This window comes from Neobacillus terrae, from assembly GCF_011393025.1.
Classification (GTDB): domain Bacteria; phylum Bacillota; class Bacilli; order Bacillales; family Cytobacillaceae; genus Neobacillus_A; species Neobacillus_A terrae.
In genome coordinates, this window is sequence record NZ_JAAOEO010000011.1 from 110931 (window position 1) to 127003 (window position 16073).

General features: G+C 39.2%; 14 protein-coding genes. 4 read left to right on the forward strand and 10 right to left on the reverse strand.

The window, feature by feature from the left end; all coding sequences use genetic code 11:
- Window positions 1-120: 120 nt before the first annotated feature.
- The 3 genes from bcd to G8761_RS16520 form a co-directional block, all read right to left on the reverse strand.
- Entirely contained in the window at window positions 121-1221 is a 1101-nt protein-coding gene (gene bcd, locus G8761_RS16510) for a branched-chain amino acid dehydrogenase (protein ID WP_166028625.1), read from the reverse strand.
- A 28-nt stretch (window positions 1222-1249) separates the two neighbouring features.
- On the reverse strand, window positions 1250-2155 hold the full coding sequence (gene yqiS, locus G8761_RS16515) for a phosphate butyryltransferase (protein ID WP_166028627.1): 906 nt from the start codon (window positions 2153-2155) through the stop codon (window positions 1250-1252).
- A gap of 151 nt (window positions 2156-2306) precedes the next feature.
- Window positions 2307-4364: a sigma-54 interaction domain-containing protein gene (locus G8761_RS16520; protein WP_166028629.1), complete on the reverse strand. Its 2058-nt coding sequence runs from the start codon at window positions 4362-4364 to the stop codon at window positions 2307-2309.
- 180 nt (window positions 4365-4544) lie between these two features.
- Between G8761_RS16520 and G8761_RS16525 the strand changes: the two genes are divergently transcribed.
- The gene (locus G8761_RS16525) at window positions 4545-4784 is read left to right on the forward strand and encodes a DUF2627 domain-containing protein (protein WP_166028631.1); all 240 of its coding nucleotides are present in this window, start codon (window positions 4545-4547) and stop codon (window positions 4782-4784) included.
- Window positions 4785-4869: 85 nt separating this feature from the next.
- On the opposite strand, the gene G8761_RS16530 is transcribed toward G8761_RS16525, so the two are convergent.
- Window positions 4870-5598 carry a glycerophosphodiester phosphodiesterase gene (locus G8761_RS16530; protein WP_166028633.1) on the reverse strand — a complete coding sequence of 243 codons (729 nt, stop codon included), beginning with the start codon at window positions 5596-5598 and terminating at the stop codon, window positions 4870-4872.
- 37 nt (window positions 5599-5635) lie between these two features.
- On the opposite strand from G8761_RS16530, the gene G8761_RS16535 reads away from it, so the two are divergent.
- The 3 genes from G8761_RS16535 to G8761_RS16545 all read left to right on the forward strand — a co-directional run bounded on the left by G8761_RS16535 (window position 5636) and on the right by G8761_RS16545 (window position 7495).
- On the forward strand, window positions 5636-5776 hold the full coding sequence (locus G8761_RS16535) for a YycC family protein (RefSeq protein ID WP_166028635.1): 141 nt from the start codon (window positions 5636-5638) through the stop codon (window positions 5774-5776).
- A gap of 154 nt (window positions 5777-5930) precedes the next feature.
- The gene (locus G8761_RS16540; RefSeq protein WP_166028637.1) at window positions 5931-6518 is read left to right on the forward strand and encodes a hypothetical protein; all 588 of its coding nucleotides are present in this window, start codon (window positions 5931-5933) and stop codon (window positions 6516-6518) included.
- Between the two features lie 122 nt (window positions 6519-6640).
- Window positions 6641-7495, forward strand: a complete 855-nt coding sequence (locus tag G8761_RS16545; RefSeq protein WP_207789245.1) for a CsxC family protein — start codon at window positions 6641-6643, stop codon at window positions 7493-7495.
- Window positions 7496-7822: 327 nt separating this feature from the next.
- Here the strand turns inward: G8761_RS16545 and spo0A are convergent, their stop codons facing one another.
- The 6 genes from spo0A to dxs all read right to left on the reverse strand — a co-directional run bounded on the left by spo0A (window position 7823) and on the right by dxs (window position 15962).
- On the reverse strand, window positions 7823-8614 hold the full coding sequence (gene spo0A / locus G8761_RS16550) for a sporulation transcription factor Spo0A (RefSeq protein WP_166028639.1): 792 nt from the start codon (window positions 8612-8614) through the stop codon (window positions 7823-7825).
- Between the two features lie 747 nt (window positions 8615-9361).
- Window positions 9362-10645 carry a SpoIVB peptidase gene (spoIVB, locus tag G8761_RS16555; protein ID WP_166028641.1) on the reverse strand — a complete coding sequence of 428 codons (1284 nt, stop codon included), beginning with the start codon at window positions 10643-10645 and terminating at the stop codon, window positions 9362-9364.
- A 120-nt stretch (window positions 10646-10765) separates the two neighbouring features.
- Entirely contained in the window at window positions 10766-12454 is a 1689-nt protein-coding gene (recN, locus tag G8761_RS16560; RefSeq protein ID WP_166028644.1) for a DNA repair protein RecN, read from the reverse strand.
- A 15-nt stretch (window positions 12455-12469) separates the two neighbouring features.
- Window positions 12470-12919, reverse strand: coding sequence for a transcriptional regulator AhrC/ArgR (ahrC, locus tag G8761_RS16565; protein WP_166028646.1), 450 nt, complete (start codon window positions 12917-12919; stop codon window positions 12470-12472).
- Between the two features lie 268 nt (window positions 12920-13187).
- Window positions 13188-14066, reverse strand: coding sequence for a TlyA family RNA methyltransferase (locus tag G8761_RS16570; RefSeq protein WP_166028648.1), 879 nt, complete (start codon window positions 14064-14066; stop codon window positions 13188-13190).
- Window positions 14067-14069: 3 nt separating this feature from the next.
- Entirely contained in the window at window positions 14070-15962 is a 1893-nt protein-coding gene (gene dxs / locus G8761_RS16575; RefSeq protein WP_166028650.1) for a 1-deoxy-D-xylulose-5-phosphate synthase, read from the reverse strand.
- Window positions 15963-16073 lie beyond the last annotated feature (111 nt).

Consider the following 16073-nt stretch of genomic DNA (forward strand, 5'->3'; position numbering starts at 1 on the left):
CTGTTTTTCTAAAGCAAAGGGCGCTGAACCTTAATTCAGCGCTCTTTTATTAGAAAAATTGGCCTTTTATTTGGAACAGCTTTCCCCTTTTAAAGCCGCTCCTTTATATTCCTCCGCTTTTTATTTAGGTCTGCGGCTTAGGATGTGATGGCCGTTTTGTAAAAACTGGCTTCGGGAATTACGCATTCTTTCAATTCTTTCTTCTACCATGCGGTCGGCTGCAACATAGGTAGGAATACCGTCACGTTTAGCAATTTCAATTACTTTTTCAACGTTCGCATATACCTGCTCAACCTTTTTCATTGCACGGTCACGATTATAGCCATAAAGCTCATCCGCTACGTTAATTACACCGCCGGCATTAATTACATAGTCAGGTGCATAGACAATCCCCATTTCATGGATGATATCACCATGTTGAGTGTCCTTCAGCTGATTGTTTGCTGCTCCGGCAATAACTTTTGCTTTAATTTGCGGAATTGTTTGGTCATTAATTACCGCACCCAGTGCACATGGTGCATATATATCACATTCAACACCATAAATTTCATTAGGTTCAACAGCTTTTGCCCCGAACTCTTCGACTGCACGCTGAACGGCTTCTTTATTTATGTCTGTTACAATCAACTGCGCTCCTTCTTCATGGAGATGTCGGCACAGGTTAAAGGCTACATTTCCCACACCCTGAACTGCGACCACTTTTCCTTCAAGAGAATCTGTTCCGAAAGCTTCTTTTGCCGCTGCTTTCATACCGCGATATACTCCATAGGCTGTTACAGGAGAAGGATTTCCTGAAGACCCAAATGCAGGTGAGATACCAGTTACATAATCAGTTTCCTCATGAATTAAATCCATATCTGCTACTGTTGTTCCTACATCTTCAGCTGTGATATACCGGCCATTCAAGCCTTGAATGTAGCGGCCGAAAGCCCTGAACATTTCCTCGTTCTTATCTTTGCGAGGGTCGCCAATAATAACGGTTTTACCTCCACCAAGGTTTAAACCAGCTGCCGCATTTTTATATGTCATCCCTTTTGCAAGGCGAAGTGCATCCTCGATAGCTGCCTCTTCTGATTCATAAGTCCACATACGTGTTCCGCCCAGTGCTGGTCCCAATGTTGTATCATGGATAGCAATAATAGCTTTTAAGCCTGATGATTTATCCTGACAGAATACTACTTGTTCGTAATCGTATTTCTCTAGGTACTTAAAAATTTCCATTTATGATTCCTCCCCAAATTAGAAAAAACTAGTTTGAAACAGAGCATAATGCCAAAGCAAGTGAGTATAGCTTGCTTTCTGCTGTATCTGATCTTGATGTTAGTACAATTGGCGCCTTGGCTCCGGCGATTACTCCGCCCACTTTTGCATTTGCAAAATAAACGAGTGATTTATATAGTGCATTTCCAACTTCAATAGTTGGTACTAGCAGGATATCAGCTTTTCCCGCCACTTTTCCCGTAATGCCTTTGTGCTCGGCCGCAAAAACCGATACGGCATTATCAAGGGCAAGCGGCCCTTCTACTATACAGCCGTTTATTTGCCCCCTCATGTTCATAACAGTTAGGGCAGCGGCATCAAGAGTTGCCTGCATAGCTGGATTTACAACCTCCACGGCAGCAAGTGGCGCCACTCTTGGATTCTCAATTCCAATAGACCTAGCTATCGAAACGGCATTTTTGATAATCTGTGCTTTCTGCTCCAGGTCGGGAGCAATATTCATCCCTGAATCTGTAATAAGTGTCAGCTTGTCATAACCAGGAATTTCAAATACAGCTACATGTGAAATGATGTTTCCAGTTCTCAATCCATAGTCTTTGTTTAATACTGCTTTTAAAAGCATGGAGGTCGGTATATTACCCTTCATTAAAACATGTGCTTCACTGTTTTTAACGGATTTTACAGCTTCCTCTGCAGCAGCATTATTTGTGTCTTCATGTATAATCTTAATCCGGCTGTCTTCTTCCCCTTTCGGGTATTTTTCTTTAATTAGGGCAAGGATTTTCTCCCTGTTTCCAAATAAGATAAAACGGGCCAGATTAGAATCGAGAGCATGGGCCACAGCTTCGATTACTTCTTCATCTTCAGCTGCCGCTACCGCTACGGTTTTGGTATTAAGTTGGGTTGCTCTGTCAATAAATGTTTTGAGCTGCAAATCCTGTTCAACCCCTTTTTCAAAACTGATGCATCCAATTTTATTAATGCAAGATTCGTGCCAAGTAAAAAAATGATGAAAGCGCTTTATTTTCCTGCAAAGTACTCTGCAATTTGTTTCATGGTGTGAATTTTTTTGCATGCTATTTTTTTCAATCCATCTCGTATTTCTGCAGTTTGTAATATAAATTTCTCACTGACAGTCCTAATACTCTTGCCGTAGAAGTTTTATTTCCGTTCATTTGCTCAAGTTTTTCACGGATTATTTTTCTCTCATACTCTTCTAGTAACTCACCTAAGGGCACTTGGTTTTGTCCTGTTAAAGTGTTTTTAAAATCAGCTTGTTCGTTTTTTAACCTACTTTTAAGCTCTGGAAGGTACTTTACGTCTATAGCCACTTCATGATAACCCATAAAAATAATGGCCCTTCCGAGAATATTTTCAAGTTCTCTTACATTTCCAGGCCAATCATATTCCTTTAACTGAGATAGCGCCCCTTCTGTAACATATTCTACATTTCGGCCATAGTCCTGATTGATTTTATGAATTAATTTATCGCAGAGCAAAGGAATTTCTTCTCTTCGTTTTCTTAAAGGAGGAATATGGATTGGCATTCTGTTAAGCCGATAGTATAAATCTTCCCTGAATGTACCGCTTGCCATTCCTTTTTCAAGATTAACATTAGTCGCAGCAATGACCCTTACATTAATCGTAAGTGCTTTAGTACCTCCGACTCTCGTAATTTCATTTTCCTGTAGAACCCTTAACAACTTTGCCTGTGTACTGAGTGAGATCTCTCCAATTTCATCAAGAAAAATACTTCCATTGTTTGCTTCTTCAAACAAACCTCTTTTCCCGCCTCTTTTAGCACCGGAAAAAGCTCCTTCTTCATAGCCAAACAATTCACTTTCAAGGAGTGATTCAGATATTGCAGCACAATTCACGCGGATAAATTTATTGTATTTCCGATCACTTGCATTATGGATGGCATGGGCAAATAGTTCCTTACCAGTCCCCGATTCCCCTCGAAGAAGTACAGTAGCGGGTGTTTTGGCTCCCAGCTTAGCCTGGTCAATGGCCAGCTTCATTTCTTCCGAGGTACCAATAATATCTTCAAAAGTATATTTAGCCTCTAATGTCCGAATAATTTGTCTTGCTCTGCTTAATTCCCTGCTGAGCGATTTCATTTCCGACATGTCATGGATAACACCTACACTGCCCTTTAATTTTCCTTCAACAATAATAGGAGCAACGTTGACAACAACTTCTTTTTTCGCAGGCCCAACACGCATGGCGGTACCTCTGACAGCCCTTCTTGTTTGGAGGACCTTCATATGCATACTTTCCCCCTCTGAAATATCAGCAGTCGCAGGCATTCCGATAACTTGTTCCTGTGACAGTCCAGTAATTCGTGTATAGGCTGGATTTATGAGAATACCTTTTCCTTCTTCATCTACTACCGATATGGCATCATCGCTAGATTGGATAATCGCCTGCAGCATGGTCTGAATTTCTTTAAGGTTTGTAATTTCTTCAGCAAGATTAACAACTTCAGTAATATCTTTGAAAACAGCAAAAGCTCCGATCAAATTATTTTTTTCATCGATAATTGGAATACGGGTTGTAATAATTTTCAACCCATCATTAAGAAGCATTTCCTGATTAGCTTCAGCCTTTCTTGTCTCAAGTACATGGGGAAGGCGGCTTTGCGGAATAATTTCTCTTATGTATTTCCCGATCGCATCCTCTTTACGGATCGCCATCATTTCCTGTGCTCTGCGGTTAAACAGAATGGTAATGCCCTTTTTATCAATAACGACCATACCATCATCGATGGAATTGAAAATCAAATCCTGCTGATAAGATTCATTTCGATGTTTATCAATTAGTTCTTCCTTTTCTTCTATTAGCTTAGCCATTAAGTAGGCCACACTGCCCGGTATTACGACTGTATCCTTTTTACGGACCTTCATCAGTTCCTGAAAAACTTTGTGGTCTCCCGTTACTTCAATAATAATATCAATCGGGTCATTCATGAAAATATGCCAATCAATTCCTGTTCTGATTCCAAGACTCTGAGCAAGCAATATACCAGCCGCGTCCTCATTTCGGTCAATAACAGCAACTACATTCAGAACATCAGTATCTTTTAATATGGTTAATATGGCTGTTCCGCCTTTTCCAGCCCCAATAATCATTACATTTTGCATGTCTCACACCCCTTCTGAGTTTTTTAGGTAAAAATAGTGGTAATGAGAAATTTATTTCATACTTTATAAAATTCGATCTGCAAGTTCTTTCATATTTATTTTATAAATATTTGAGCAGCTTGACAAATTTGAGTAATATAATATGATTTTGGGAAGGAATATTTTTGGGAGAGGATCACCATGCAGCGAATAATCGCATTAATAATAATGCTTATCCCAGGTTTTTTAGCCGCTTTTGGGATTAAATTAATGAGAGATATGATTTTTGGAAGACTAATGGCTCCAATCACGTCACTTCCGCTCCAATTTTTATCCGGCCTCGTTTTATTTATAGTCGGTTTATGGTTTGTTGGTGGTTTTATTTTGCATCGTGACAGGAAACGAAACAAAGTACAGACAAGGTTTCAAAACAAAAATTAAGGCTCTTCTCGTAAACTTCGTTGTTGTTTATAAAAGTAAAAATAGCAACATTCTCTTAGAAAAGAGCCAAAATTAAAGAGACCATTTATGGTCTCTTTTCATATTGTTTCCTTATTCTTAAAGCTTTTACAGGATCATCGGTTATTATAGCTGAACAGCCTGCTTTGAAGAGCCTTTGCATATCAGATTCTTTATTTACTGTATAGGGCCTTACTGCAATTCCATGCTGTTGGGATAGACGGACGATTTCATCTGTCGCCGCTATGTGTTTTGGGTGAATTCCTCCTGCCCTTATTGACTGAGCATAAATCCAGGGCATATACAGCCCCTCCGAATAAAGCGGGGCCGTTTCAATTTCTGGTGCATGCCTATAACAATGGACGATGCTATAATGATTGAAAGAAGAAATGATGATTCGGCTGGATAAGCCATATTCACGAATCAGACCAATCACTTTTTCTTCCATTCCATCGTAAGGCAAAATACTATTTTTTAATTCGATATTACAAATTAGTTTATTTGTTCTCATCCACTCCAGAACTTCAATAAGCGAAGGAATCGGCTCTTTCTTTAGACCAGTTTTATTCGCATTCAAAGTACGAAGCTCTTTATATGTAAAATCTTTTACAAAACCGCTGCCGCTTGTAGTTCTGTCTACCTTTTCATCATGGATGACAACGACTTCACCATCTTTTGTCAGCTGGACATCCAGCTCAATGCCTTCACAGCCCGTTTTACCTGCCTCTAGAAATGAAAGCATGGTATTCTCCGGATTAAGGGCAGAGTAGCCTCTGTGAGCGAAAATTTGAGTCATATGAACACTTCCTAACTTTTAAAATCGGAGGATTGAAATGAGACCATTACCTATATCCGCTGAAACAGCGATTAAACTTTCCGAACAGTTAAAGATCCCTATTGAACAGCTTATGCATATGCCACAACATATTCTTATGCAAAAGATGCTAGAACTGGATAAGAAGGAAAAAGAGTAAATTTGAAACGCTCCTCACGCAGTCACAAACGACTGCGTTTTTTATGTTCTTATTATAAATTGCAGGGAAACAATCATTTTATTTTCATAAAAGTTTTAGACAAGGTTGTTATATCATATTTTAAAATAAATGGCTGGATTGGGAGGGAGTCAAATTGGGACATTTCAAAGGACATAACCCTTACTCTAGTCAAAGTACTGAATCAAATGAAGAATCCGGGCAAATTTCTACCGCCCGTAGAATAAAAGCGAATATTGAAATTGCTCATTCCAAGCTCGAGTTTCAAATTAGCAAAAAAATAAAAATGAGCTCGAAGGTAAATGAAATAAGTAATCTTAAATGGAAGACAGGACTTTCCAATTACAATATAAACCTTCTAGCCAGCCGGCTATGGATTACAGGTACCTTTACAGGTCAAATTACATATACAAAAACAGGTGATTCTCTTGTCCACCAGCAAAGCATCTCCCTTCCCTGGAAAAAAACCTTTGGAATTACTTTTTTGTCCCCACCAGTAATGCCAATAAACGATGAAACAGTATATTATAATCTTCCGCAAGACAATCAAGTTCATTTTGAACAAACTATTTATCATCACCATTCGCCAGAACTCATCATAGAAACCACAAAATTACTGACTTCGCAGGAAACAGCCATCATTCAGAAAGCGGCTTATCTTATTTTGGATATAAATTGTGAAATGGAATATTCAATATTCCAGAATCAAATGGTTTCTTTGTAGCTTTCAGGAAAAAAATCGGGTATTTTTCTTGAATTGGGGATTTTACCCGGTGAATGTGTCCATACCAGAACCTTTTGCCGGCATATGCTGAAATGGAAAAACAAGCGAAAGGGGAAAATGAAATGTCATTTTTTGGACATAACGATAAGAAGGTTGTAAAATCCTCTGTTCAACAGGAGGCAGCGAATGTAAATGTTACACCAGAAGTAGTCAATGCTTTTCCATTTATAAAAGTTCCAGTCGTACTTGGGGAAGTTACTGTACAAATTGATTTAGATTCTACTATTACTTTTCCAGAGCCTGTTCTAGAAATCAAAGTGATCAAGAAAAGCCTGAAATTGGTTCAATGCAGATTGTTACTTCCTACAAATAAATTATTTCTAAAAGGCTTTGTCCGCAAAAATATTCAATACGCTACTCCAAACAAGGGCGGAAAAGATCATGTATCCTCTACCATTAAATCTTTAACAGTGGATGTTCCATTCCATGTTGTTACACAAATTGACTTTATTAGCCAGCCAGCATTCAAAATGGGACCTAAAACATCAGAATTTAAATATTTTAAATCCAGCCCGCTTCCTACTGGATTCTCTTCTAAAGAACACCTGCTTTCAGGAGACTTTACAGAATTCAATCAAATCAGCGGCGAAGTCTTTAACGAGCTTCCTTTCTGTGAACTGCTTTCCAGCAAGTTTATTGAAATGGATGAAGCTCTAAACAGAGAAATGGGCCATGTATGGAGCCATGATGGCGAAATCTGTGCTCCGTTTGAAGAAGGAACCTTCACGGAAATTGAAGAAAAAATGGTAATTGAATTAACCTTAAAAGTTCTTCAAAACCAGCAGGTTCACATCCAAGAACCCCCTAGGCATGAATCTTCATGCAATTATGAGGAAATTAATCCAGGTTCCGACAGTGGCAATCAAGGACACCAAGGACCTCAAAATAATGGCAGAGGCGGCGGCTGGAGATATTAATGTTAATAAACCCAAAGAGCATATTTCAGGACGAAATATGCTCTTTCTTTTTTAGAAAACTAGGCGATATCCGAGCCTTTAGCGAGACAGAGCAGTGTTGCGCATATCACGCTCAAAACGGCTCATCCTCGAAAAAGCTATGCTTTTTCTACTTATGTTGCAAAACTGACGTAAATTTCCAGTCCTGTACCTTTTCGTTTAACTATGACATCCCCGTCCGTCGTACGTTTAGAATTTACATATATAAATTCTGATTAGTTACAAGGAGAAAGCCTTCTGAACTATATAGGATTTACATATAAGTACGCTTAAATTATCCTAACTCTTTCAAGAAGCCTTATGTTCCAGGCGCAGCTTATCGGCAACCATAGCAATAAACTCCGAGTTGGTAGGCTTTGCTTTTGTCATGCTGACGGTATATCCAAAAAGCGAAGAGATAGAGTCAATATTACCGCGGCTCCAGGCCACTTCTATTGCATGGCGGATGGCCCTTTCAACCCGGCTTGCTGTAGTATTATACTTTTTAGCAATATCAGGATACAAGACCTTTGTTATTGAACCCAAAAGCTCGATGTCGTTATAAACCATAGAAATGGCTTCACGCAAATATAAGTATCCCTTAATATGCGCAGGTACTCCAATTTCATGGATAATGCTTGTAATACTTGCATCAAGATTTTTTGGCTTTTGTTCCGATTGAGGACGATAGTTTGTACCAGGAGATTTTCTAGAAATGGAGCTGTTTTTTCCGCTAACCTGACGAATTTGACTGCCGAGGTTTTCCATATCAAATGGTTTAAGGACAAAATAAGAAGCGCCAAGCTCAACCGCTTTTTTAGTAACATCCTCCTGGCCGAAGGCAGTCAGCATAATCACATTTGGAAGTGAGCTTCTTCTTTCTTCCCGAAGTCTTTCCAGAACAGCAAGGCCGTCAAGATGCGGCATAATTATGTCTAAGATAAGTACGTCCGGTTCTGCACTTTCCAGCATTTCAAGACAATCCTGACCATTATGAGCAATACCTGCAACTTCCATATCTTCCTGGGACGAAATGTAGTCCTCTAATAATCCAACAAGCTCGCGGTTATCATCCACGATACAAACTTTAATTTTCTTCAATGCTTTTCCTCCTCAAGGTCCAATAATGATCTCTAATCTGTCATTTCTTTATCTTTATTCTAAATGAGAAATTCGACAATGCAACATAAAATCCTTTCAAATTTTTAAAATTTGTTAAAAAGTAATAAAAATCCAATGAAATCTTGATTTTTCTTCTGTATTCGACTTAATTCGCCGTTTTCTAAATTTTTGAATGATAATTGTCGAAAAAACTTTTTTATTAACCAGTTAATGCTTCATCAGGCTTTCTGTTATTTCATTCATTTGTGCTAATTTTTTTTCTTCGGTGTCTGTTAAAGCTCATTGTTGATTTTTCTTTTACTGCTTCAAAACATAATTTGTCCTATAGACTAAGCTTATCCTCTTAACGGGCGCTTGTTCCTATTTAGAAAAGGCTTTGTTAATCTTGTCTGTTGATTACCGCTCCCTTGGACGCTTTTCCCGCAGGACATTGAATGGCACACTTGAAATCGCCCACGACGAAGGAAATGCGATAGCACAAGGAAATCATCCAGGAATTTACATCGCACGAAATTTTGCGTAAGCATAATTGAGGATTTCCGAGGAGTCTCGCGCCTGCTTCAATCAAATTTCACCTTTTTATCCTTTATTTACCTTTGAAATTAAAGATAATTGGCATTTTTTATTTAATCGTTTCTTTCTTAATAAACTTACCTTTAACTATTTTCAGTAAAGAAAGGAACCCAAAAAAATAGGCGTTAAAAACGCCTATAAATAACCTAATATTTAGCTTGCTTTATTTTTTTCATAAATATCGATGCCTGCTTCGTTTAGCATCCATTCGATATGAACTGCATAACCCGAAGTAGGATCATTTACAAATACATGTGTTACTGCACCAATAAGTCTCCCATTTTGAATAATCGGGCTTCCGCTCATCCCCTGCACGATACCGCCTGTCTTTTTTAACAGCTTTGGATCCGTTACCTTGATAACCATCCCCTTTGTTGCAGGGAACTTTTGAGGAATCGTGCTGACAATTTCAATATCGAATAGTTCGACTTGGTCATTGTCAACTACTGTTAAAATTTGAGCTGGTCCTTCTTTTACTTGGTGGGAAAGAGAAATTGGAAGCGGTTTGTCCATAATCCCATTTTTCATGGTTTGATTTAATTTGCCAAAGATTCCAAATGGGCTGTTGCGCTGGATATTGCCGATGATTTGATGGTCATCTGAAAAGTGTGCGAGTTTTTCACCTGGATTTCCGTTACTTCCTTTTTCAATCGATGTTACAGTTGATCTAACGATTTGACCGTCTTCTACAACAATTGGTTTCTTTGTATCCATATCAGAAATAACGTGGCCTAAAGCACCATATTTTTTAGATTGTGGATGATAAAAAGTCATGGTGCCTATGCCAGCAGCAGAATCTCTTATATAAAGACCCAGCTTATATATATCGTCTCCTTTTTCTTTTAAAGGAGTAAGTTTCGTTGCAAATTTTCCACTTTCTCGGCTAATCATAACATTTAGTGCTTTGCCGCTTTTGCCTGCACTTTGCACAAAAGGTGCTACATCTTCCATTTTTTCAATTTTTGTGCCGTTAATTTCTGTTATGATATCCCCAACTTTTATACCGGCTATTTCACCGGGTGACTTTTTACCATCATTCGTCATAACTTGATGGTGGCCAACGACTAGAACTCCAACAGTATTTAGTTTGACGCCAATTGACTCGCCGCCAGGTATTACTTTAAAATCCTTTAAAACGTTAACATCTACTTTTTTAACTGGAAAACCGGCAATATCCATTACCAGCTCATGTTCGCCTGTACGTTTTGCATCTAATGTAACTGAATTGTCTCCCTGGGAAAGCAAAATACCTGAAGTATTGTCTTTCAAAGAGGCTGTAACCGGAGCAGCCTTATGAAAGGAAATTTTTTGCCCTTCAAAAATAGTTATTTTTTGGGGTGTATTAAAATAGTCATGAAATGGCTGAAAATGAACAAATGCCAATAATGAAACAAGGAGAATTCCACCAATGATTTTTCTTAGTAAATCTAATTTCAATCTTTTCACTCTCCTCGCTTCTATTCCGCAATACAAATGGCTACATCTTTAATTTTGCCTGCTTGGGAAGCATTTATAACATCTATGAACATAAAAAAGCTACCCAGAATGGATAGCTTTTCATGATTTCTTAATTTCTTCAGCTATTTGCAATAATTCCTTTGCATGTTGCTTCGTCAAATCGGTTATTTCAACACCAGAAATCATCCTGCCAATTTCGCTAATCTTTTCTTGCTGATTTAAGGCAGTTACAGATGTTTTGGTCCTTCCTGCCTTTGTGAGCTTGGAAATATATAAATGTGTATCTGCCATAGCAGCTACTTGAGGCAAGTGAGAAATGCATAATACCTGGGAATTTATTGCAACTTTAAAAATCTTTTCGGCAATGGCCTGTGCAACTCTTCCACTAACACCAGTATCTACCTCGTCAAAAATAATGGATGTAACACCCTGGTGCTTGGAAAAAATACTTTTTAAGGCTAGCATAATCCTTGAAAGTTCTCCTCCTGAAGCAATTTTAGAAAGAGGCTTTAAAGGTTCACCTGGATTGGTTGAAATATAAAACTCCACAATGTCAGAACCGTTTGGCAAAAATTTTCTGTCCTCCGATTCAAATCGGATTTCAAATACCGTTTTTGCCATATACAAATCCTTTAATTCCTTATGGATTAGCTTTGTTAGTTTTTCTGCCCATTTTTTGCGAATGCCCGATAAATTTCTGGCTTCGATTGAAAGATCTTTTCTTAAAGAAGCAAGTTCTTTTTCCAGCTGTCCAATATGGGTCTCCTTATTTTGAAGAGTTTCAAGTTCCTCTTCAATCTTCGCTGCATATTCAAGGATTTCGGGAATAGTTTTCCCATACTTTCGTTTAAGCTGGTTCATTTCGTTGAGCCTAGTTTCTATTTCATCAAGCCTTTGCGGATCGTACTCAAGTAAATCAAGCTCATTCCGCAGAGAATGGGCGGCATCCTCCAAAGCATAAAAACTGCTGGAAACAGATTCAGAAAGCTCTTTGTAGGCTGGATCAATAGCAGCAGCATCTTCAAGATGGCCCATTACAAGGCTTATCCAATCAAGACCTTGCTGTTCACCTGTCAGTGCATTATATCCTGACTGGACAGATTCAAAGATCCGCTCAAAATTGCTCAATTTTCTTCTTTCTTCAAACAGTTCATCGTCTTCATTAAGCTTAAGCTGAGCATTTTGAATTTCTTCATGCTGAAAGCGGATTAAATCAAGGCGGTGGGCAGTTTGCTGCTCATTCTCACTTAATTGCTTTATTCTGCTCACCGTTTGTTCATATTTGCGGTATATGCTCTCATATTCAGAAAGGGCAGAAATAATCTCTGTACCGCCAAACTGGTCAAGCAGTAATAAATGCTTAGTCTCGTCCATTAATTCCTGATGTTCATGCTGTCCGTGGATATCAATTAACGAACTCCCAAATTCCCTTAATGTAGAAATGGTGACCAATTTACCGTTTATCCGGCAGACACTTTTACCGGAGCGAGAAATATCTCTGCGTAAAACAACCATACCATCTTCGATTTCAATACCAAATTCCAGAGCTTTTTCAAAGCAGGGATGGTTATCATTATCCAGCTGAAAAAGACCCTCTATTTCGGCCTTGTCCTCTCCGTGCCTCACAAACTCGGCTGATCCGCGGCTGCCAACAAGCTGATTAACAGCATCAATAATAATTGATTTTCCTGCACCTGTTTCTCCAGTTAGAACAGTAAGCCCTTTTTCGAACGATATTGTTAATGCTTCAATAATGGCAAAGTTTTTTATGGATAATTCACTTAACAAAAGGCATTCCCCCAATTAAAGCATTTCAAGGAAACGGTTTGTAATTACTTCCGTATCTTCTGTTGAACGGCAAATAATCAACAGTGTATCATCTCCGCAAATGGTTCCAAGTATTTCATCCCACACCAAATTATCAATTAAAGCGCCAATGGCCATTGCATTTCCTGGTAATGTTTTCATCACCAGCAAATGCCCCGCAGAGTCAATTCTTACAAAGGCGTCCATTAAAGATCTTTTTAGCTTCTGAAGCGGGTTAAATCTCTGATCGGCAGGCAGACTGTACTTGTATCTTCCGTCTGTTAGAGGAACCTTTACTAAGTGGAGCTCTTTAATATCACGTGAAACCGTTGCCTGAGTTACATTAAATCCAGCACTCTTAAGTTCATCCACTAATTCGTCTTGAGTTTCTATATCGTTGCTGGCGATAATTTCTCTTATTTTAATATGGCGCTGACCTTTATTCATCCATTTATCACCCCGATAAACTTTCAAAACATCTATGTTATTTGTAATCGTTTGTAAAATTTTATGTTCCTAAACATATGTTAGCCGATTTTGTCGAATATGTACATTTATTATTTTGGCCCTCTTAACTTTTACTGTTGTTTTTAAAAATCTCACCACTTCACGGAGTACCAGGTTATAACTTAGCTTATCCAAAATAGAACAGTCGCGACATTCCCAAAAAGGTACTTTTCAGGCAGAAAAAAGACCGGCCAATATGGCCAGCCTTTTATTCTGCAGACAATTGAGGATCCTCTTCGGTGCCGGTATCTTTATCTGTTTTAGCTTTCTGTTTTAATTCGCTATGTGCCTCTTCTACAATAGCTGAAGGGTCAAAAGTTAACTGGTTCTCTCCCTTTCCTTCTCCATCCCATCTTAAATGAAGTAGAAATTCGATATTGCCGTCTCCACCAGTAATCGGAGAAAAAGAAAGGTTTTTGACTTTATAATCTTGGTTTAAGGAGAAATCAATCATCTTTTTTAATACTTCCAAGTGGACCTTTGGATCACGGACAATGCCTTTTTTCCCTACCTGTTCCCTGCCTGCTTCGAACTGGGGCTTAACTAAAGCAACAATGTCACTTCCAACAACAAGCAATGTTTTAAGTACAGGGAGAATCAATGACAAAGAAATAAAAGAAACATCAATTGAAGCAAAGTTCGGCATTTCGCCTGAAAGGTCTGCAGGAGTGACATATCGGAAATTAGTCCGTTCCATAACTACAACGCGATCATCCTGCCTGAGCTTCCAGGCAAGCTGATTATACCCTACATCAAGGGCATATGACATTTTCGCCCCGTTTTGAAGAGCACAATCAGTAAAACCGCCGGTAGAAGCACCAATATCCAGCAGCACCTTATCTTTAACATCAACATCAAACACCTTTAAAGCCTTTTCAAGCTTTAAACCGCCCCTGCTTACATAGGGAAGTACATTTCCCTTCACAGTAAGCGGAATATCCGCATTTACCTTTTCGCCCGGTTTGTCGAGGCGTTCCTCCTTTGTGTACACAAGTCCGGCCATTATGGATCTCTTAGCCTTTTCACGGGTTTCAGCAAGGCCTCTTTCTACAAGCAAAACATCAAGTCGTTCTTTTTTGATTTTCATCGTTTAAGCCCTTTTTTGTTTTTTTCTCGCCAGAATGGATAATCTGCTTATCGTTTCTTCGGTCGTCATGCCAATCTCATTTAACAGAAGGTCAACATCACCATGTTCGATAAACTTGTCAGGAATGCCAATTCGGTCTATGACAGCTCTGTGGAATCCGTGATCATGTGCATATTCGAGAACTGCGCTGCCAAAGCCACCTTCTAATATAGCTTCCTCAATTGTTAATATTGGCATCCCATCAGCCAAAATACCCGATAGAATTTTTTCATCAAGAGGTTTGATAAATCTCGCATTTACAACTTTAATGGAGATTCCTTGTTTCTCCAGAAGGATTGCAGCTTCCAAGGCCATTGGAATTGTGGTTCCAAAAGTAAGGATTGCAGCATCAGTACCTTCCTTTAAAACCTCCCAGCTTCCAATTGGAATAGTATGCAATGCTTCATCCATTGGAACACCCAAGCCATTTCCTCGTGGAAATCTCATCGCTATTGGGCCGTCATCATAGTTAAGTGCAGTATTTACCATATGCTGTCCTTCGTTTTCGTCCTTAGGCATCATTAATACCATATTAGGAAGACTTCTCATAAAAGCGACATCAAATACTCCCTGATGTGTTTCCCCATCGGCTCCAACAAGGCCGGCACGGTCAATTCCTATAAATACATTAAGGTTTTGCCTGCAAATATCGTGCAGGACCTGATCGTATGCTCTCTGAAGAAAAGTAGAATAGATCGCAAGGAACGGTTTCATTCCCTGGGTTGCCAGGCCTGCTGCTACAGTTGCAGCATGCTGTTCCGCTATACCGACATCAAACATCCTGTCAGGAAATTCGCTTGCAAATCCTTCAAGTTTTGATCCCACTGGCATTGCTGGAGTAATAGCTACAATTCTCTCATCCGTACGGGCAATTTTGCGAACGGTTTCACTTACCAGGCTGCTCCATGCAGGTGGTGCAATTGCCGGCTTTACAAAATCGCCAGTGTCCATTTTATAAGGGCCGGTTCCATGCCATGTACCCTTTTTATCGCTCTCAGCCGGCTTATAGCCTTTCCCCTTCTTGGTAATAACATGAAGAAGTACGGGGCCTTCGGTTTTTTTGGCATAAGCCAGATTGTCAAATAGAGATTCATAATCATGTCCATCGACAGGTCCTAAATAGGTAAAGCCCAGTTCCTCAAAGAACACCCCTGAAACCAGCATATATTTCAGACTGTCTTTAATTCTTTCAGCAGTGGCGGCAAGTACGCCACCAACAGCAGGAATCTTTTTCAGCAGCAGCTCCAGTTCATCCTTAGCCCATTGGTATTTACCTGCTGTTCTAAGTCTTCCAAGAACGTTATGAAGTGCTCCTACATTTGGAGCTATGGACATTTCATTATCATTAAGAATAACAATCATATTTTTCTTTTCATGTCCGATATGGTTTAATGCCTCAAGCGCCATACCTCCAGTTAATGCACCATCTCCAATTACAGGGACCACAAAGGAATCTTCCTTTTTCAGATCCCGTGCAATAGCCATTCCCATTGCAGCAGACAGGGAGGTTGAACTGTGCCCTGTTTCCCAAACGTCATGCTCACTTTCAGCCCGTTTAGGAAAACCGCATAACCCTTTGAATTGGCGGAGGGTATCAAATTCACTAGCCCTGCCGGTCAAAATTTTATGGACATATGACTGATGCCCAACATCCCAAATAATTTTATCTTTAGGGCTGTTAAAACACTTATGCAAGGCAATTGTTAATTCTACTACTCCGAGGTTAGGTCCTATATGGCCTCCTGTCACGGAAAGCTTCTCAATCAGGAACTGACGTATGTCCTCACTCAATGTTTCCAATTCTTTATTTGATAAGCTTTTTAAAAAGGAAGGGTCTTTTATTGATAACAGATCCATCTCTTGGACCACTCACTTTCATCTCTTTTTCTGGGAAAAATTTCTGTAAAGTCTCTTTAATTATAATAAAAAGGGTAGATACTACAAGAAATTATGGCCTTTTCATTATAA

Excerpts from the sequence above, each read along its gene's own strand:
- G8761_RS16535 (WP_166028635.1), top strand. The coding sequence starts at position 5,636 with ATGAGACCATTACCTATATCCGCTGAAACAGCGATTAAACTTTCCGAA.
- dxs (WP_166028650.1), bottom strand. The coding sequence starts at position 15,962 with ATGGATCTGTTATCAATAAAAGACCCTTCCTTTTTAAAAAGCTTATCA.
- G8761_RS16530 (WP_166028633.1), bottom strand. The coding sequence starts at position 5,598 with ATGACTCAAATTTTCGCTCACAGAGGCTACTCTGCCCTTAATCCGGAG.
- G8761_RS16525 (WP_166028631.1), top strand. The coding sequence starts at position 4,545 with ATGCAGCGAATAATCGCATTAATAATAATGCTTATCCCAGGTTTTTTA.
- G8761_RS16570 (WP_166028648.1), bottom strand. The coding sequence starts at position 14,066 with ATGAAAATCAAAAAAGAACGACTTGATGTTTTGCTTGTAGAAAGAGGC.
- G8761_RS16545 (WP_207789245.1), top strand. The coding sequence starts at position 6,641 with ATGTCATTTTTTGGACATAACGATAAGAAGGTTGTAAAATCCTCTGTT.
- G8761_RS16520 (WP_166028629.1), bottom strand. The coding sequence starts at position 4,364 with ATGCAAAATGTAATGATTATTGGGGCTGGAAAAGGCGGAACAGCCATA.
- bcd (WP_166028625.1), bottom strand. The coding sequence starts at position 1,221 with ATGGAAATTTTTAAGTACCTAGAGAAATACGATTACGAACAAGTAGTA.
- ahrC (WP_166028646.1), bottom strand. The coding sequence starts at position 12,919 with ATGAATAAAGGTCAGCGCCATATTAAAATAAGAGAAATTATCGCCAGC.